At 73.1% G+C, this 17,429-nt stretch carries 17 protein-coding genes; 12 read left to right on the forward strand and 5 right to left on the reverse strand.

Features of this window, described 5'->3' with window-relative positions; genetic code table 11:
- Positions 1–60: 60 nt before the first annotated feature.
- Entirely contained in the window at positions 61–960 is a 900-nt protein-coding gene (locus tag B9S64_RS07695; RefSeq protein WP_103488963.1) for a TIGR01777 family oxidoreductase, read from the forward strand.
- A gap of 156 nt (positions 961–1,116) precedes the next feature.
- Positions 1,117–2,430: an FAD-dependent oxidoreductase gene (locus B9S64_RS07700; RefSeq protein WP_103488964.1), complete on the forward strand. Its 1,314-nt coding sequence runs from the start codon at positions 1,117–1,119 to the stop codon at positions 2,428–2,430.
- A gap of 75 nt (positions 2,431–2,505) precedes the next feature.
- On the opposite strand, the gene B9S64_RS07705 is transcribed toward B9S64_RS07700, so the two are convergent.
- Positions 2,506–4,260 carry a regulator gene (locus B9S64_RS07705; RefSeq protein WP_109492008.1) on the reverse strand — a complete coding sequence of 585 codons (1,755 nt, stop codon included), beginning with the start codon at positions 4,258–4,260 and terminating at the stop codon, positions 2,506–2,508.
- A gap of 357 nt (positions 4,261–4,617) precedes the next feature.
- On the opposite strand from B9S64_RS07705, the gene lipB reads away from it, so the two are divergent.
- From lipB to B9S64_RS07725, 4 genes are all read left to right on the forward strand, one after another.
- Positions 4,618–5,427 carry a lipoyl(octanoyl) transferase LipB gene (gene lipB, locus B9S64_RS07710; protein WP_103490036.1) on the forward strand — a complete coding sequence of 270 codons (810 nt, stop codon included), beginning with the start codon at positions 4,618–4,620 and terminating at the stop codon, positions 5,425–5,427.
- Between the two features lie 124 nt (positions 5,428–5,551).
- On the forward strand, positions 5,552–6,559 hold the full coding sequence (gene lipA / locus B9S64_RS07715; RefSeq protein ID WP_103490035.1) for a lipoyl synthase: 1,008 nt from the start codon (positions 5,552–5,554) through the stop codon (positions 6,557–6,559).
- A gap of 268 nt (positions 6,560–6,827) precedes the next feature.
- Positions 6,828–7,028, forward strand: a complete 201-nt coding sequence (locus B9S64_RS07720) for a hypothetical protein (protein WP_103490034.1) — start codon at positions 6,828–6,830, stop codon at positions 7,026–7,028.
- Positions 7,029–7,058: 30 nt separating this feature from the next.
- Entirely contained in the window at positions 7,059–7,766 is a 708-nt protein-coding gene (locus tag B9S64_RS07725; RefSeq protein WP_103490033.1) for a DUF4191 domain-containing protein, read from the forward strand.
- A gap of 155 nt (positions 7,767–7,921) precedes the next feature.
- Here B9S64_RS07725 and B9S64_RS07730 read toward each other — a convergent pair whose 3' ends face one another.
- Complete coding sequence (locus B9S64_RS07730; RefSeq protein WP_103490032.1) at positions 7,922–8,389, reverse strand: RDD family protein; 468 nt, start codon at positions 8,387–8,389, stop codon at positions 7,922–7,924.
- A 222-nt stretch (positions 8,390–8,611) separates the two neighbouring features.
- Between B9S64_RS07730 and glnA the strand changes: the two genes are divergently transcribed.
- The gene (glnA, locus tag B9S64_RS07735) at positions 8,612–10,021 is read left to right on the forward strand and encodes a type I glutamate--ammonia ligase (protein ID WP_103490031.1); all 1,410 of its coding nucleotides are present in this window, start codon (positions 8,612–8,614) and stop codon (positions 10,019–10,021) included.
- Positions 10,022–10,228: 207 nt separating this feature from the next.
- On the opposite strand, the gene B9S64_RS07740 is transcribed toward glnA, so the two are convergent.
- Both B9S64_RS07740 and B9S64_RS07745 read right to left on the reverse strand, forming a co-directional pair.
- Positions 10,229–11,035, reverse strand: a complete 807-nt coding sequence (locus tag B9S64_RS07740; RefSeq protein WP_103490030.1) for a hypothetical protein — start codon at positions 11,033–11,035, stop codon at positions 10,229–10,231.
- A 97-nt stretch (positions 11,036–11,132) separates the two neighbouring features.
- Positions 11,133–11,402 carry a hypothetical protein gene (locus B9S64_RS07745; RefSeq protein ID WP_103490029.1) on the reverse strand — a complete coding sequence of 90 codons (270 nt, stop codon included), beginning with the start codon at positions 11,400–11,402 and terminating at the stop codon, positions 11,133–11,135.
- A 119-nt stretch (positions 11,403–11,521) separates the two neighbouring features.
- Here B9S64_RS07745 and B9S64_RS07750 point away from each other — a divergent pair, with 119 nt between their 5' ends.
- Positions 11,522–11,881, forward strand: a complete 360-nt coding sequence (locus B9S64_RS07750) for an ArsC/Spx/MgsR family protein (RefSeq protein WP_103490037.1) — start codon at positions 11,522–11,524, stop codon at positions 11,879–11,881.
- Positions 11,882–12,021: 140 nt separating this feature from the next.
- On the opposite strand, the gene B9S64_RS07755 is transcribed toward B9S64_RS07750, so the two are convergent.
- Complete coding sequence (locus B9S64_RS07755) at positions 12,022–12,966, reverse strand: Gfo/Idh/MocA family protein (protein WP_258037754.1); 945 nt, start codon at positions 12,964–12,966, stop codon at positions 12,022–12,024.
- 203 nt (positions 12,967–13,169) lie between these two features.
- On the opposite strand from B9S64_RS07755, the gene glnII reads away from it, so the two are divergent.
- From glnII to B9S64_RS07775, 4 genes are all read left to right on the forward strand, one after another.
- Entirely contained in the window at positions 13,170–14,204 is a 1,035-nt protein-coding gene (gene glnII, locus B9S64_RS07760) for a glutamine synthetase (RefSeq protein ID WP_103490027.1), read from the forward strand.
- A gap of 442 nt (positions 14,205–14,646) precedes the next feature.
- Positions 14,647–15,252, forward strand: coding sequence for a winged helix-turn-helix domain-containing protein (locus tag B9S64_RS07765; RefSeq protein WP_103490026.1), 606 nt, complete (start codon positions 14,647–14,649; stop codon positions 15,250–15,252).
- A gap of 233 nt (positions 15,253–15,485) precedes the next feature.
- Positions 15,486–16,757 (forward strand): sensor histidine kinase, encoded by a 1,272-nt coding sequence (locus B9S64_RS07770; protein ID WP_103490025.1) that lies wholly within the window; start codon positions 15,486–15,488, stop codon positions 16,755–16,757.
- A complete protein-coding gene (locus B9S64_RS07775; protein ID WP_103490024.1) occupies positions 16,742–17,389 on the forward strand; it encodes a response regulator transcription factor in 648 nt (215 codons plus the stop codon). Before B9S64_RS07770 ends, B9S64_RS07775 begins: the two co-directional genes overlap by 16 nt.
- Positions 17,390–17,429 lie beyond the last annotated feature (40 nt).

Below are 17,429 nucleotides of genomic sequence, written 5' to 3' on the forward strand. Positions count from 1 at the left end.
TGCCCGCGTACAGGCCGTGTGACCGGCCCGGTGACGGGACTCATGGGGCAGGATGGGCCCATGCCGCCCTCCCGTATCGCCGTCAGCGGATCGACCGGACTCATCGGAGCGGCGCTCGTGCGCTCGCTGCGGACCGACGGGCACGAGGTGGTGCGCCTGGTGCGCCGCCCCGCCACCGCCGGGGACGAGGTGGAGTGGGACCCGAAGCGCCGGTACGTCGACGCGGCGGGGCTGGTCGGCTGCGACGCCGTCGTCCATCTCGCCGGTGCCGGGGTCGGGGACCACCGGTGGACCGAGGCGTACAAGCGGGAGATCCGGGACAGCCGGGTGGACGGGACCGCGGCGATCTCCGAGGCCGTCGCCTCCCTGGACACCCCGCCGAAGGTGCTGCTGTCCGGGTCGGCCGTCGGCTACTACGGCGACACCGGGGACCGGGCCGTCGACGAGAGCGCGCCGCCGGGCGAAGGGTTCCTGCCGTCCGTCTGCGTGGAGTGGGAGGAGGCCACGGCGCCCGCCGAACAGGCGGGCGTCCGCACGGCGCACGCCCGAACCGGCCTGGTCGTCGCCCGCGAGGGCGGTGCCTGGGGCCGTCTCTTCCCGCTCTTCCGGGCGGGCCTCGGCGGCCGGATGGGCAACGGCCGGCAGTACTGGAGCTTCATCGCCCTGCACGACCACGTGGCCGCGCTGCGGCACATCCTGGACACCGAGGCCCTGTCCGGCCCGGTCAACCTGACCGGGCCCATGCCGGTGACCAACGGTGAGGTGACGGCCGCCATGGGACGGGTGCTGCACCGCCCGACCCTCTTCACCGCTCCGGCGCCCGCCTTGCGGATCGCGCTCGGAGAGTTCGCCGGGGACGTGCTGGGCAGTCAGCGGGTGCTCCCCGGCCGGCTCCTCGACTCGGGCTTCACCTTCGCCTTCCCCGGCATCGACGCCGCCCTCCGCGCGGCGCTGCGGTGAACGCACGGTCGTGCGACCCCGTGCACCGGTGCCCGGGTGGTGCGCGGCTGGGCCCCGCCCGGTCCCCGTCCTAGTTTCGAGCGCGGACCCCGGTATTCCGGGGGCCTGTTGGGGGCAGGAGGCACCCAGCGGTCGCGCCGACTCGGGGAGGGGCACGTGCTCAGGGCAGACACGGCACACCACGCGGACGTGGTGGTCATCGGGGCCGGGACAGCCGGCCTGACAGCCGCCCACCAGCTGATCAGCGCGGGGGTGGACACTTGCGTCCTGGAGGCCGCCCCGCGCGTCGGCGGGCGGATGGCCACCGAGGACATGGACGGCTTCCGGCTCGACCGCACCGGTCCCCTGCTCAGCTCCGCCTACCCGGAGCTGCGGCACACCCCGGGGCTCCAGGGGCTGGCGCTCCGGGACTTCTCCCCCGGAGTTCTCGTGCACAGCCGGGGCCGCCGCTACCGGGCCGGTGACGTACGGAGCGCGAGGGGCGTACTGCGAGCGGCGCGCTCCCGTTCGAGCGCCCCTCGTGCCCCGCTGGGGGGTGCGATCGAACAGGCCAGGCTGGGCGCCTGGCTCTCCCGGCTGGCCACCACACCGGTCTCCCGCATCCTGGCCAGGCCCGACGGGCCCGCGCTCGACGCCCTGTCCTCACGGGGCCTCCCACCGCGCACGGTCGACGGGTTCCTGCGCCCCCTGCTCTCGGCGCTGCTCAGCGATCCGGTCCTCGACACGTCGAGCCGCTGCGCCGATCTCGCCCTGCGCAGTTACGCGCGCGGCGGGATCTGCGTACCGGCGGGGGGTGCCGCGGCGCTGCCCGGACTGCTCGCCGCCGCGCTCCCTCCGGGGACGGTGCGGACCGGGGTGCACGTCACGGCCGCCGACATCACCTCCGTACGCACCAAGGAGCACGGTGAGCTGAGCTGCCGCTCGCTGCTGCTGGCCACCGGCGCGGGCGCGGCCGCCGAGCTGCTGCCGGGGCTGCGGGCGCCCGCCTTCCACCCGGTGACGGTGCTCCACCACACCGCGCCCGCTCCCCCGCCGACGGGGGCCCGGCTGCTGCTGGACGCGGACCGGTCGGGGCCGGTCGCGCACACCGCGGTGATGAGCGCGGTCGACCCGTCGCGCGCGCCGCTGGGCCGGACCCTGATCACGTCCACGGTCCTCGGTCCCCCGCCGCCCGACCTGGACCGGGCGGTCCGGGACCACCTCGCCGTGCTGTACGGCGTCCCGACGTACGACTGGGAGCTCCTGGCCGCGCACCACGACCCGGAGGCGGTGCCGGTCATGGCACCGCCGCACGACCTGCGCCGGCCGGTGCGGGTGCTCGCCGGGCTGTACGTGTGCGGCGACCACCGTGACACCAGCACGGTCCAGGGCGCCCTGCACTCGGGGCGCAGGGCCGCCGCGTCGATCCTGGCGGACCTGGGGGTGCGCCCGAAGCCCGCGGGCGGGGAGAGCCTGCCCGCCGCCGCCTGACCGGGGAGCGGCCGGAGGCCGGGCGGCCCGGCCGGGACCGGCCCGGGTCCGGGCTCGGCCCGGGGTCCGGCCGGTTCAGCCCAGGGCCAGGGCCGCGACCCGGTCGCGGTAGCCGCGTACGGCGACCGCGTCCCGGTACGGCTCCAGGCGGCGCTCGAAGTCGCGCACGTACTCGGTGGCGCGCGCCGACCGCATCTCCGACGCCTGCTGGGCCGCCTCGGCACCCAGCAGGCAGGCCTGGTCCAGCTCCCCGGTGCCCAGCCGCGCGGAGGCGAGCACCACCCGGCAGAACAGCCTGCTCCGGGCGTACGCCGGGGCACGCAGCTGGAGCGAGCGCTCGGCGTGCTGGGCGGCGGCCCGGTACTGCTGGAGGTCGAGGTGGCAGTGGCCGAACTCGTCGGCCAGCTGGGCCTCGTCGAAGTGGCGGGCCCAGGGCGGGGTGTCGTCGCCGGGACGGGCGCTCTGCAGGGCGCGTTCCGCCCGTACGAGCGCGGCGACGCAGGCCCTCGTCTCACCTAGGACGCCGTGCCCCCGGGCCTCGACCGCGTGCAGCAGGGCCATGACGACGGGCGGGGCCGAGGAGCCGATGCCCTGCTGGGAGACCCGGGCGAGCTGGACGGCCTCCCTGCCGTGCCCGAGGTAGACGGCCTGCCGGCTCATGGTGATCAGCACGAAGGAGCCGTACGCCCGGTCGCCCGCCGCCTGCGCGAGCCGGAGCGCCTGCACGAAGTAGCGCTGCGCCAGGCCGTGCGCCCCGATGTCGTACGAGGTCCAGCCGGCCAGCCGGGTCAGGTCGGCGGCGGCCGAGAACAGCCGCCGGCCGACCGCCTCGCCGTAGGTCCCGCGCAGCATCGGCTCGGCCTCGTGCTCCAGGTACCTGACGAGGGCCTGGCGGGCGTGGCCGCCGCCGTAGGCGTGGTCCAGGGCACGGAAGAGGTCACCGACCGAGTGCAGGGCGGCGATGTCACCGCTGCCGACCCGCTGCCCGGAACCGCGCTCGGCCCCCCGCTGGCGCGGGACGACGGGGTGCCCGGTCCCCGGGGCGCCGGGCGGGCGGGTGGGGGCGGGGCCCCTGGAGGCGGGCCGGGCCCCGGGAGCGCCCGTGCCGTGGGCACCGGATCCGTGGGAGCCCGCGCCGTGCCCGTGGCCGGGGGCGCCCGTACCGTGCGCGGGGGTCTGGCCCTGCTCGTGGCCGGTCTGGGTGCCGGGGCCGCCCCGGTGTCCCGGGGCGGCGAGGTGGCCGCCCGTCCCGGGGCCGTGGCCGGGGAGCACGCCGTTGGTGCGGGGGCCTTCGGCCGTGCGGGGCCGGTGGGTCTCGACGGAGGGGCGCGGGGCCGGGAGACCGGCCGTGTTCGCCGCCGGGCTCCCGGACTCGCCGTGGGCGACCCATTCGTCGGGCCGCCCGATCAGCCAGTCCCGGCTGGGGACGACCAGTCCGGCCGGGGTGAAGGCGATCTTGCGCAGCTCCGACTGGCTGCCGGAGTCCTTCCGCCACAGCCCGCTGACGATGTCCACGGCCTCGGCGGGCGTGGCCGCGAATTCGAGGCCGGCGTAGACGGGCGCGCAGGCGTCCAGGCCGAGGTCCTGGGCGGAGAGCCTCCGCCCGAGCCGCCGGGTGAACACCTCGGCGATCAGCGCGGGCGTCGTACCGCGCGGCTGCTGGCCCCGCAGCCAGCGGGTCACCGAGGTCTTGTCGTACCGCAGATCGAGTCCGTGTTCGAGGCCCAGCTGATCCACCCGCCGGGCCAGGCCCGCGTGGGAGAATCCGGCTTCCGCGATGAGCGCAGCGAGCCGCCGGTTGGGGGTGCGCTGCGGAGGTCGTTCCGACATCAGCTGTACGGTCTCCTGCCTTCGGGGCCGGGCCGGCGGCCCTAAGGGAACGGCGCGAATGTAACTGCCCCGCCACCACCCCTACCGGCGTTCGCTCCACATTCATCCGATCGTGTGAGGATTGCGTAGCTCGCTGACGCCGGTCCGGGACCCGGGTCCGTCGTCCGGGAGTCCGTGCCGCCCGCCCCGGGGGACCGCTCCAGCGCACGGCCCCGGGGCCGGACATCCGTGACGAACCTGCCGGACGCCTCCCTCCAGAGCGGTCGTACAGTGGCTCGGGGCCCGTATCGGTGCACGGTGACGTGGGTCCGGGAGCGGCCCCGGCCGCCGGCACCCGCGAACAGGAAGGCATCCGAAGTGAGTGAGCTGCGGTTCGTCCGCGCCGGATTCGGCGAGGAGGCGGTGGACTACCGGGAGGCCTGGCAGATGCAGCGCGAGGTGCACGCCGCCCGGTTCGAGGACACCGTCCCCGACACCTGCCTGCTCCTGGAGCACCCGCCCGTCTACACGGCGGGTCGGCGTACGACCGACAGCGAACGGCCTCTGGACGGCACCCCGGTGATCGACGTCGACCGTGGCGGGAAGATCACCTGGCACGGCCCCGGCCAGCTCGTCGGCTACCCCATCCAGAAGCTGCCGCGTCCGGTGGACGTCGTCGCGCACGTACGCCGGCTGGAGGACGCCCTGATCCGTACGGCCGCCGACTTCGGCGTGGAGACCTCCCGGGTCGAGGGCCGCAGCGGGGTCTGGGTGCTCGGGGACCCGGTCGAGGAGCGCCCCTCGCCGGGCGGGCTGTCGCTCGACTTCGACCCGCGCCTGCACGACGAGGAGTTCGACCCCCGGCTGAACGGCCCGGAGTACGCGCCGTCCAACGCCGGCCAGCGCCGTGAGGACCGCAAGCTGGCGGCGATCGGCATCCGGGTCGCCAAGGGCGTGACCATGCACGGCTTCGCGCTCAACGTGAACCCCGACAACACCTGGTTCGACCGGATCGTGCCGTGCGGGATCCGGGACGCGGGCGTCACCTCGCTCACGTACGAACGGGGCCGCGAGATCACGATCGCGGAGGTGCTCCCGGTCGTGGAGAAACACCTCCGGGACGTCCTGGAGAACGCGGAACTCGCGCCCCGGGCCGTCGGGGCGCCGGAGGCCGCCTCCCCCGCCTGACCCGGCGCCGGGGAATAGGCCCTGCCGGCCACAGGTTGGGCAGGCGTAAGACCGTTCTAACGACGGGCGTACCCTGGTGTTCGCCGAAGAATCCAATGCAGTGAAAGCAAAGGGGAGTGCCGGAGTGTCCGCTGTCGCACCCGACGGGCGCAAGATGCTGCGCCTGGAGGTCCGGAACAGCCAGACCCCCATCGAGCGCAAGCCCGAGTGGATCAAGACCCGGGCGAAGATGGGCCCCGAGTACAACCAGTTGCAGAAGCTCGTGAAGAGCGAGGGTCTGCACACGGTGTGCCAGGAGGCCGGGTGCCCCAACATCTTCGAATGCTGGGAGGACCGCGAGGCCACCTTCCTCATCGGCGGGGACCAGTGCACCCGGCGCTGCGACTTCTGCCAGATCGACACGGGGAAGCCGCAGGCCCTCGACCGTGACGAGCCGCGCCGCGTCGGCGAGTCCGTCGTCACGATGGACCTGAACTACGCCACCATCACCGGCGTCGCCCGCGACGACCTGGAGGACGGCGGCGCCTGGCTGTACGCGGAGACCGTCCGCCAGATCCACGCGCTGACGGCCGGGCGGGAGGCGGGCGCCACCAAGGTCGAGCTGCTGATCCCCGACTTCAACGCGGTGCCCGAGCAGCTCGCCGAGGTCTTCTCCTCGCGTCCCGAGGTGCTCGCGCACAACGTCGAGACGGTGCCCCGCATCTTCAAGCGGATCCGTCCGGGCTTCCGCTACGAGCGGTCCCTCGACGTCATCACGCGGGCCCGCGAGGCCGGCCTGGTGGCCAAGTCGAACCTCATCCTCGGCATGGGCGAGACCCGCGAGGAGGTCAGCGAGGCGCTCAAGGACCTCCACGACGCCGGCTGCGAGCTCATCACGATCACGCAGTACCTGCGGCCCTCCCCGCGGCACCACCCCGTCGAGCGCTGGGTGAAGCCGCAGGAGTTCGTGGAGCTGAAGGACGAGGCCGACGCGATCGGCTACTCGGGTGTCATGTCGGGTCCGCTGGTGCGTTCCTCGTACCGCGCGGGGCGCCTGTTCCAGCAGGCGATGGAGCGGCGCGGCGGCACCGCCGCGACGGCCTCCGGTGCTCAGGCGTCCGGTGCCCCGGCGCCGTCCGCGCCCGGTGTGTGAATTCGCGCACAAGCGGCTGTCGAACCGTAGAGACCGAGGCGACGCGGTCCGTACGCCCCCGCAGGTCGGGGCCCGTATGGGCCGCGTCGGCGTGCGCGGCCACGCGATCAGGGTTTCATTGGTGTTTGACCGACCGGTCATGCACTGGTAACACCGAGCAGTGACCCTAGGTACACGGACAGCGGCGGCTTCCCACGGCCGTCGCCGTCACTGCTTCCCGCTACTCAGCGCGCCGAGCGCGCACCCGCTCCGAGGGGGAACCACCACCATGCATGCCGCACCGGTCCGGGCCCACGCGATCCCGTCCGTCACCAACGCCCTGCGCGCCGTGGAGTCGCTGCTGCTGAGCGGCGGCCAGCGCACCGCCCGCCGCAACGCCTGGACCGCGGTCCTGGAGGACCGCCGCCGGGCCAAGGACCGGGTCGAGGCGGAGCACGTGCTGGAGGCCGTGGCCGCCCACCGTTCCTAGGTCACTCAGGGGCCACGTAAACTTCGCTGCATGGCGAGGAAGGCAAACACTGACGGCGCGGACAGCGCCGAGAACGCGGGGCGGCTCAAGCAGATCGCCCTGACCTACAAGATGACCAGGCGGACCGACCCCAAGGTGGGTCTTGTCGTCGCGGGTGTGGGAATCGTCACCTTCGGCGTCTTCCTCGCGATCGGCTTCCTGATCGGCCACCCCATCTACGCGGGCATCCTGGGCTTCGTGCTGGCCTTCCTCGCGATGGCGATCATCTTCGGACGACGTGCCGAGCGCGCGGCCTTCGGGCAGATGGAGGGTCAGCCGGGCGCGGCGGCGGCCGTGCTGGACCGGGTGGGCCGCGGCTGGACCACGACCCCGGCGGTCGCGATGAACCGCAGCCAGGACGTCGTCCACCGCGCCGTCGGCAAGGCGGGCATCGTGCTGGTGGCGGAGGGCAACCCGAACCGGGTGAAGAGCCTGCTGGCGGCCGAGAAGAGGCGGATGGCCCGGATCGTGGTGGACGTGCCGGTGCACGACATCATCGTCGGCGACGGCGAGGGCCAGGTGCCGCTGAAGAAGGTGCGCACCACGATGCTGAAGCTGCCGAGGATCCTGACCGGTCCGCAGGTCACCGCGGCCAACGACCGGCTGCGGGCAATGGGTGACCTGATGAGCAACATGCCGCTGCCGAAGGGGCCGATGCCGAAGGGCATGCGGATGCCGCGCGGCGGAAAGATGCGCTGAGCGTACGTATCGGATGGAACAGGGGGCTGCCCCGGACGGGAAACCGTCCGGGGCAGCCCCCTGTCACACGTACAACGGCCCACACGCACGACGGCCACACCGACAACGGTCACACGCACGACCGGACGACCCGGACCGCGCGCCCCGGACGCGGCTCAGATACGGACCTGGACCGCGCGGGCGAGCCGGTCGTGGAGGCCGCGGCTGTCGCGGTCCCAGACGAGGGCCGGGATCACCAGCAGAAGCAGCACGGTCCGCAGCAGGACCCGCCCGGCGCCGAGCCGGGAGCCGTCGTCGGCGACGACCCGCAGGCCGCAGATGCGCTTGCCGGGCGTGAATCCGACCGTGGTGACGGTGAGCAGGCTCAGCGCGAGGAAGATGCCGAGCGCCCAGTTGCCGGCACTCTGCTGGTCACCCCGGGCGAACAACCCGTATGCGATCAGCATGCAGGCGGCCCAGTCGATGAAGAGGGCCCCGAAGCGGCGGCCGAGCGGGGCCACCGACCCCGGGCCCTCCTGGGGCAGGCCGAGGCGCTGGCCCCGGTAACCGAAGTCGGCGCCCATCTCTTCGGCGGCCGCGCGGGGGCCGGAGAGCCACGATCCGATTGCTTGCCTGTTGTCCACCCGTCCACGGTACTGCGCCCCCGTGTACGACCGGCCGGGCGGGGCACACGAACACGTCGTTGAGGTGCCGCTCACAACCGGGCTGGTTAACTTGAGCGAAACAAACGGGTCATGCTGGAGAAATCCTGCCTGCCTATGGTCGGGGCCGGCGTGTGCCACCGCACTGGCCGCACAACGAGCCGCAACCCCGCCCTTTCCCGGGTCGGGAGTAGGAGGAGTTGGATGTTCCAGAACGCCGACGAAGTCCAGAAGTACATCGCCGACAACGACGTCAAGTTCATCGACGTCCGGTTCTGCGACCTGCCGGGTGTGATGCAGCACGTCACCATCCCCGCGGCGACCTTCGACCCGGCCGAGGAACTGGCTTTCGACGGCTCGTCGATCCGTGGCTTCCAGGCGATCCACGAGTCGGACATGGCGCTGCGCGCCGACCTGTCGACGGCCCGGGTCGACCCGTTCCGCCGCGACAAGACGGTGAACATCAACTTCTTCATCCACGACCCGATCACCGGCGAGTCGTACAGCCGTGACCCGCGGAACGTGGCCCGGAAGGCCGAGGCGTACCTCACCTCGACCGGCTTCGCCGACACCGCCTACTTCGGTCCCGAGGCCGAGTTCTACGTCTTCGACAACGTCCGCTTCCAGACGTCGGCGAACGAGAGCTTCTACCACATCGACTCGGAGGCCGGCGCCTGGAACACCGGCGCCCTGGAGAACAACCGCGGGTACAAGGTCCGCTACAAGGGCGGCTACTTCCCCGTCCCGCCGGTCGACCACTTCGCGGACCTGCGCGCCGAGATGTCCCTGGAGCTGGACCGCAACGGCCTCCAGGTCGAGCGCCAGCACCACGAGGTCGGCACCGCCGGCCAGGCCGAGATCAACTACAAGTTCAACACGCTGCTCGCCGCGGCCGACGACCTGATGCTCTTCAAGTACATCGTGAAGAACGTCGCCTGGCGCAACGGCAAGACCGCGACCTTTATGCCGAAGCCGATCTTCGGCGACAACGGCTCGGGCATGCACGTCCACCAGTCCCTGTGGTCCGGCGGCACCCCCCTCTTCTACGACGAGCAGGGGTACGCGGGCCTCTCGGACATGGCGCGCCACTACATCGGCGGCATCCTGAAGCACGCCCCGTCGCTGCTGGCGTTCACCAACCCGACGGTGAACTCCTACCACCGCCTGGTCCCCGGCTTCGAGGCCCCGGTCAACATGGTGTACTCGCAGCGCAACCGCTCCGCCGCGATGCGCATCCCGATCACGGGCTCCAACCCGAAGGCCAAGCGCGTCGAGTTCCGCGCCCCGGACCCGTCCTCCAACCCGTACCTGGCGTTCTCGGCCCTGCTGATGGCCGGCCTGGACGGCGTCAAGAACAAGATCGAGCCGCCGGAGCCGATCGACAAGGACCTCTACGAGCTGGCCCCCGAGGAGCACGCGAGCGTCGAGCAGGTCCCGACCTCGCTCCCGGCGGTCCTGGAAGCGCTGGAGGCGGACCACGAGTACCTCCAGGCCGGTGGCGTCTTCACCCCGGACCTGATCGAGACGTGGATCGACTACAAGCGCATGAACGAGATCGCCCCGATCCAGCTGCGCCCGCACCCGCACGAGTTCGAGCTCTACTTCGACCTCTGAGCCGCGGATCCCGCACGAAGGCCGCCACCCCGCTCCGGGGCGGCGGCCTTCGCCGCTTCCGGTCGTCATGGCGGTGAGGGCGCACGACGGGGTGACCGGCCGGCTCGCGCGCCCGGGGTGCCGCTCCGGTCCGGGGCGGGTCAGCCTCGCGGTGTGGTGGCCGCGGCGGCGATGCCGGCGGGGAGTACCCGCGCGGCGCAGTGTCGCTCAGCTCAGGTCGATGACGGGGCGCGCGGTGACATAGTCGGACGCCTCTTCGTCCTCCTGGTCGTCGAGGAGGTCGGCCATGGACCGGCTGCGGTGGGCGGTGGCCAGGGGGAGCCATTCCAGGAAGGTGCCGTAGCCGCCGCAGGCCGCCTCGCCGCCGTCACCGCCGTACACGGAACGGGGGTCGGAGGTCAGCTCCGCGGAGTCGTAGACGTCGAAGGCGACGCGCAGTCCGAGGGCGTTCACAAGGCGGTGCGGGCCGGTGCCGTCGGTGCCGTACGGGACGGTGTCGGCCGGGTAGGCGTCGCCCCAGTGGAACAGGGTCGTGGCGCCCGCGCCGCAGGCGTGCTCCCACTCCTCGGGGCTCGGGAGCCGCAGACCCCGCTCAGCGAGCAGTCCCGGGACCAGGCCGGGTGCCCCGGGGAGCGGGGCGGCCTGGACGGCCATCAGGACGGTGGGCAGGGTCGCCGTACGCCGGGGGCTCAGCACGCGCGCCAGGTGGTCGCGCGGGTCCTCGTCGAAGCCGAAGCCGCCCGCGAGGCTCTCCTCGCGGTAGGAGGCGAGCTGTTCGGGCAGCGGCCGCCATGCCTCCGGGTCGAAGCCGACGGTCACCGTGCCGCCGGGTATCAGCGCGTAGGTGTCACCGGCCCGTTCGATCAGGGCGCGGTGGGCGCCGCCGGGGCGGGGAGCGGCGTCCAGCCGGACGAACCGGCCGTCCACCCGGTGGGCGGCCTCCTCGGCGTACCGCGTGGCCGTGCCGCGGTCCAGGGTGCGCCAGTGGTCGAGGGTCAGGCCGGTGAGTGACATGGCGTGCAGTCTGGCATCCGGGTCTGACACCGCGTCCGTGCCCCGGAGGAACACTCGGGGCACGGACGGGGCGTGCGCGGGCGTGGACGGGGGTGTGTCAGCGGCCGTAGCGGATCAGGGCGCGCACCATGCGGCAGGTGGTGTCGGACGGCGGGTGGATGGCGAGGCGCCCGGCCATCGCGTGGATACGGGCGTTGTCGGCGCTCGACGGGTGGTACACACCGGTGTCGAGCAGGGCTATCGCCAGCCGCATGGCCTTCAGGCGGCGGTTGTGCGAGACGTACCACTCGCGGGGCCGGCCCGCGGGGAGCGGGGCCTTCCGCAGGGGTTGGTGCAGCGGCTCGGTCGTGGCTGTGGCAACGGCCATTCGGCAACCTCCTGGCACTGGGTGGAACCCTCACGAACTGCCTCCATCTTACCGCCCGCCACTGACAATCAGCCCTGGCCAGAGGCCATTTCGGCGGTCACTCCCGTACCGTGGGCACCATGGAGATCTGGATCAATCCCGCCTGTTCCAAGTGCCGTGCCGCGGTGGATCTGCTCGACGCCGAGGGTGCCGAGTACACCGTCCGCCGCTATCTGGAGGACGTCCCCTCCCCCGACGAGATCCGCGACGTGCTCGGCCGGCTCGGACTCGATCCGTGGGACATCGCCCGGACCCAGGAGCCGGCCGCGCGGGAGCTCGGTGTCAAGGAGTGGCCGAGGGAGGCCGGTTCGCGCGAGCGGTGGATCACGGCGCTGTCCGAGCACCCGGAGCTGATCCAGCGGCCGATCATCACCGCCCGGGACGGGAGCGCCGTGGTGGCCCGGACGGACAAGGCGGTCAGGGACGCGCTGGGGCGGTGAGGAACTCCTCGCCAGGGCGGGTGCGTTCGGCCGCGACGGCGCGAGCGTGGGCCCGGTCCGGCCCGGCCCGGCTGTGCTGGGCGAGCGGGCCGGGCGTGCCCGGTCCGGTGCGGGCGGGCGTGTGTCCGCCGCCCCTCCGTTCAGGCGGTCGCCTGGTCGAGTTCCGCCTCGGCCTGGGCGAGCACCTCCGTCAGGCGGAGCCCGAACCGTACGTCGCAGGGGTGCGCCACCCCCGTACGCGCCGCGTCGGCCAACGCGTCCACGGCCCGGTGGAAGGCGTCCGGGGCGCCCCCACCGCCCGGGGGCAGGGCGGACACCCCGTGCTCGCCCCGGAATTCGACCTCCGTGCCCGCCGCGCCCCGCGGTGCGTCCAGGGCGAGCGTGACCGTGCTGGACGCGCCGGAGGTGTGGCGGAGCACCAGATGGGTGGCGTCGGCCGGTCCGCGGGCCGCCACCACCTCCGTCACATCGCCGAGGACCGGCATCAGCACCGACAGGGCGTGCGGGCCGCAGTCCCACAGGCCGCCCTTCTCCCGGCGCCAGGGCGAGGCGGCGAAGGCGTTGTCGGTGCCAGGGGCGAACAGCGCGGCGAGCCAGGTCGCGCGAGCGGTGAACCAGCCTCCGGCGGCGGCCTGTTCGGCGATCCAGTCGGCCGTGCCGGCGGCGAACCGGAGGGTGCAGAAGACCACCGAGGCCACCTGGGCCCGTGCGGCGGCCTCCGCGACCTCACGGGCCGCGGCCACGGTGGTGGCCACCGGTTTGTCCAGCAGCAGATGACGGCCGGCGGCGGCCGCACGGGCGGCCAGCGGCGCCTGGACGTCCGGCGGTACGGCGAACGCCACCGCGTCACTCGCGGCGAAGAGCGCGTCCAGGCCCTCCTCACCCGTGTACGCCTCGGTGCCGTGGGCGGCGGCGAGGACCTCCGCCGCCTCGGGCCGCCGGCCCCAGACCCCGCCGAGTACGGCACCGGGGTGGGCGGCGAGCGCCGGGGCGTGGGTCAGGCGGGCCCAGGGTCCCGCTCCGACGAGTCCGACGCGCATCGGTGTTCCGGGGGCGGCCGGGCCGGAAGGTGCTGGTGTGGTCATGCGGCCAGTGTGCCCGGTGGGACCCGGCACGGAACGTATCCGGTCCGCCACCGGTGGCAGGACTCCGGGCGGGCGGGCGCGGGGCCGCGCGACCACCGGCGAAAAGCCCGGTAACACCGGGTTCACACACGGGCAACGGCCGGGAAATCGCGTCTTGCCAAGCTGCGCGGTAGAGACCGCAGCACCCGCAAAGGATGGTTTCCGTGACGTTCAAGGCTGAGTACATCTGGATCGACGGCACCGAGCCGACCGCCAAGCTTCGCTCCAAGACCAGGATCATGGCCGGGAGCCCCACCGAGGACGTGGCGGACCTCCCCCTGTGGGGCTTCGACGGTTCGAGCACCGGCCAGGCCGAGGGCCACGCCTCCGACCGGGTGCTCAAGCCGGTCTTCCGGTGTCCGGACCCGATACGCGGCGGCGACGACGTCCTCGTGCTGTGCGAGGTCTTCGAGATCGACATGACGCCGCACGCGTCGAACACCCGCGCGGAGCTGCGCCCGGTGGCCGAGCGGTTCGAGGGCCAGGAGCCGGTCTTCGGCATCGAGCAGGAGTACACCTTCTTCGACGGCCACCGCCCGCTCGGCTTCCCCGAGGGCGGCTTCCCGGCCGCGCAGGGCGGCTACTACTGCGGGGTCGGCTCGGACGAGATCTTCGGCCGCGACATCGTCGAGAAGCACCTCGACAACTGCCTCAGGGCGGGCCTGGGCCTCTCCGGCATCAACGCTGAGGTCATGCCGGGCCAGTGGGAGTTCCAGGTGGGCCCGCTGTCCCCGCTGGAGGTCTCCGACCAGCTGTGGATCGCCCGCTGGCTGCTCTACCGCACCGCCGAGGACTTCGACGTGTCGGCGACGCTGGACCCGAAGCCGGTCAAGGGCGACTGGAACGGCGCGGGCGCGCACACCAACTTCTCCACCAGGGCGATGCGCGAGGGCTACGACGCGATCATCACCGCGTGCGAGTCGCTGGGTGAGGGCTCCAAGCCGCTGGACCACGTCAAGAACTACGGCGCGGGCATCGACGACCGGCTGACCGGTCTGCACGAGACCGCCCCGTGGAACGAGTACAGCTACGGCGTCTCCGACCGCGGCGCGTCGGTCCGCATCCCGTGGCAGGTCGAGCGGGACCGCAAGGGGTACATCGAGGACCGCCGCCCCAACGCCAACGTCGATCCGTACGTCGTCACCCGGCTGATCGTCGACACCTGCTGCACCGCGCTGGAGAAGGCCGGCCAGGTCTGATCCCTCCGGTACCGGTCCGGTCGGTCCGGTCAGGGGCGCCCACCACCGTGGTGCGCCCCTGACGCGTCCGGGCCCTCGCCCCCGGAGCGGGAGGGCTCTCACGGGGCGTTCCGCCGGGCCGGTGCGGGCCGGTTCCAAGCCAGTCCGGACCGGTTCCGGGCCAGTTCCGGCCGGTTCCGGGCCGGACCGTACCGACGGGTGAGAGGGCGCTGCGGCGCCGCCCCGACATCTGCTTCAATGGGCGCATGGCCAGCTTCCAGCACACCGCGTCGGGTCGCAGCGACCTCGAACCGTTCTGGCCCTCCCGTCAGCACCACGACTTCGACCGGGTGTGTTGCCGCGCGTGGAACGCGCAGGCCCTCTAAAGCCGCCTTTGACGGCCTTCGGCCCGCGCGCACGACGTACGTCCCCAGACGACTCCTCGCGCGAAAGAGCTGACTCCATGGCGAACACCCGTGCCTTCTCGACCGCTTCCACCGCAGTGGCGGCGGACTCCACCCGCACCGTCCCCTCCCCCGCCCGGCACCGGCTGCGTGCCGTCGACCGCGACGAGGTCGTCGAGGTCCCCGACGTGGCCGGGTTCCTGCCGCCGGGCGCCACCTGGCTCCCCGCGCCGCAGCACACGCTCCCGGCCCTGCCCGGCCGGCCCCCGATGGTCGGCTACCTGGTGCTCGTCCCCGCCGACCAGCAGCCCGCCCTGGCGGGGGCCGTCGCCTCGGCCCGGCACCGCCGCGTCGTACCGGAGGAACCGGCTCCCGACGTACCGGCCGGTCCCGTGGTGATCGACTCCACGCGGCGCACCGCCTTGGTGGACGGCTCCGCCCTCGACCTGACGTATCTCGAATTCGAGCTGCTGGCCCACCTGGTGGCGCATCCGCACCGGGTGCACACCCGCGACCAGCTGGTCACCACGGTGTGGGGCTACGGGCACGTGGGCGACGGGCGGACCGTCGATGTCCATGTCGCCCGGCTGCGCCGGAAGCTGGGCGCGGAGTACCGCCACGCGATCCAGACCGTCCGGCGTGTGGGGTACAAGTACGCCCCCTGAGCAGCAGCCGTCCTGAGCAGCCGCCGTATGAGCAGCCGCGGTATGAGCAGCCGCCGTATGAGCAGCCGCCGTCCCGGCCCGGACAGGGCACGCCGACGGGAGGCCCCGGGCAGGTCAGGGGTGCTGCCAGGTACACCCCCCGGCCGGGGGCGGGACGGCTGACGTCCGGCTCCCGGTCCGGGCGACACTGTGCGTGGGCGGGTCCAGCGGGGGTCCGGTGAGGAGGAGCGGCCATGACGCAGGCGGTACACGGACGGATACGGGGCACGCTGCTGGCCGGCGGACGGGCGTTCGTGCTGATGTTCGCGAGCATCGCGGGCTCGGTCACCCTGTTCGTCCTGGCAACCGTGTCCATCGCGTTCGTCCTGACCGGGGTGGGGCTGGTCACCACGCCATGGACGCTGGACCTGGTCCGCGCGCACGCCAACCGGCGCCGGCTGCTCGCCGCCACCTGGTCGGACGTCCGTATCCCCCTCGGCTACCGGCCGTTCCCCAAGGATCTGCGCACCGGGTTCACCGGCCAGGTGGAGCGCACCACGCTGATGCTGAAGGACCCGGCGACCTGGCGTGATCTGCGGTGGCTGCTGGTGGACATGACGGCGGGCTGTGCGGTGCTGGTCCTCGCCTTCGGGCTGGTGGTGTACCCGGTGGAGGGGCTGGTCCTGGCCGCCGGGCTGTGGCGGGTGTTCGAGGACAGCACGTACTGGTACGGGTTCGTGCCGGTGGAGAGCCAGCTGACCGGGCTGATCGCGGCGGCGCTCGGCCTCGTGCTGTTCTGCGTCTCCCTGTTCGCCACCCGTCCCCTGCTGCGGCTGCACTTCGTGCTCGCCCAGTCGGTGCTGGCACCCACCCAGGAGCAGGAGCTGGCCCGCCGCGTGGACCGGCTCACCGAGACCCGGCACGAGGCCGTGGACACGGCGGCGTCCGAACTGCGGCGCATCGAACGGGACCTGCACGACGGGGCGCAGGCACGGCTGGTCGCCATGGGCATGCACCTGGGCACCGTCGAAGCCCTCATGGAGAAGGACCCGGCCCAGGCGAAGAAGCTGCTGGCGACGGCCCGGGAGTCGTCGGCGGAGGCGCTGACCGAGCTGCGCGACCTGGTGCGGGGCATCCACCCGCCGGTGCTCGCCGAGCGGGGCCTCGGGGACGCCGTGAAGGCCCTGGCACTGCGGCTCCCCCTCGCGTCCGAGGTGGACGTGGACCTGGCGGGCCGGGCGGAGGCGCCGGTCGAGTCGGCGGCGTACTTCGCCGTCAGCGAGACCCTGACCAACGTGGTGAAGCACGCGGGCGCGGACCGGGTCTGGGTGGACCTGCACCACGCGGACGGCATGCTGCGGATCTCCGTCACGGACAACGGCGGGGGCGGTGCCACCGTGGGAGGCGGCTCCGGGCTCAGCGGGATCGAACGCCGGCTCGGTACATTCGACGGCGTCCTGGCCGTCAGCAGTCCCGCGGGCGGCCCCACCATGGTGACCATGGAGCTGCCTTGCGCGTTGTCCTAGCCGAAGACCTCTTCCTGCTCCGCGACGGTCTGGTGCGCATGCTGGAGGCGTACGACTTCGAGATCGCGGCGGCGGTGGAGAGCGGGCCCGAACTGACCAAGGCGCTGGCCGAGCTGGAGCCGGACGTCGCCGTCGTCGATGTGCGGCTCCCGCCGTCCCACACCGACGAGGGGCTCCAGTGCGCGCTGGCCGCCCGGCGGGCACGGCCCGGACTCCCGGTGCTGGTGCTGTCGCAGCACGTGGAGCAGTTGTACGCACGGGAGTTGCTGGCCGACGGCAACGGCGGCATCGGCTATCTGCTGAAGGACCGGGTCTTCGACGCGGACCAGTTCGTCGACGCGGTGCGCCGGGTCGCGGCGGGCGGCACGGCGATGGACCCGCAGGTGATCTCGCAGTTGCTCTCGCGGCGGTCCAGGGACAAGCCGATGGAGGGTCTCACGCCGCGCGAGCGTGAGGTGATGGAGCTGATGGCGCAGGGCCGGTCGAACGTGGCGATCGCCGCGCAGATGGTGGTCACGGAGCGGGCGGTGGCCAAGCACACGTCGAACATCTTCGGCAAGCTCGGCCTGCCCCCGTCGGACGACGACAACCGCCGGGTGCTGGCGGTGCTCGCGTACCTCGACCGGGGCTGAGCGGGGCCAGGCGCGCCCGCACCCGGCGGCGGCGGGAGGC

The organism is Streptomyces sp. SM18 (assembly GCF_002910775.2).
GTDB lineage: Bacteria > Actinomycetota > Actinomycetes > Streptomycetales > Streptomycetaceae > Streptomyces > Streptomyces halstedii.

Coding starts and splice junctions, on each gene's coding strand:
- B9S64_RS07695 (WP_103488963.1), top strand. CDS start 61: ATGCCGCCCTCCCGTATCGCCGTCAGCGGATCGACCGGACTCATCGGA.
- B9S64_RS07705 (WP_109492008.1), bottom strand. CDS start 4,260: ATGTCGGAACGACCTCCGCAGCGCACCCCCAACCGGCGGCTCGCTGCG.
- B9S64_RS07720 (WP_103490034.1), top strand. CDS start 6,828: ATGCATGCCGCACCGGTCCGGGCCCACGCGATCCCGTCCGTCACCAAC.
- B9S64_RS07725 (WP_103490033.1), top strand. CDS start 7,059: ATGGCGAGGAAGGCAAACACTGACGGCGCGGACAGCGCCGAGAACGCG.
- glnA (WP_103490031.1), top strand. CDS start 8,612: ATGTTCCAGAACGCCGACGAAGTCCAGAAGTACATCGCCGACAACGAC.
- B9S64_RS07740 (WP_103490030.1), bottom strand. CDS start 11,035: ATGTCACTCACCGGCCTGACCCTCGACCACTGGCGCACCCTGGACCGC.
- B9S64_RS07745 (WP_103490029.1), bottom strand. CDS start 11,402: ATGGCCGTTGCCACAGCCACGACCGAGCCGCTGCACCAACCCCTGCGG.
- B9S64_RS07750 (WP_103490037.1), top strand. CDS start 11,522: ATGGAGATCTGGATCAATCCCGCCTGTTCCAAGTGCCGTGCCGCGGTG.
- B9S64_RS07755 (WP_258037754.1), bottom strand. CDS start 12,966: ATGACCACACCAGCACCTTCCGGCCCGGCCGCCCCCGGAACACCGATG.
- B9S64_RS07765 (WP_103490026.1), top strand. CDS start 14,647: ATGGCGAACACCCGTGCCTTCTCGACCGCTTCCACCGCAGTGGCGGCG.
- B9S64_RS07770 (WP_103490025.1), top strand. CDS start 15,486: ATGACGCAGGCGGTACACGGACGGATACGGGGCACGCTGCTGGCCGGC.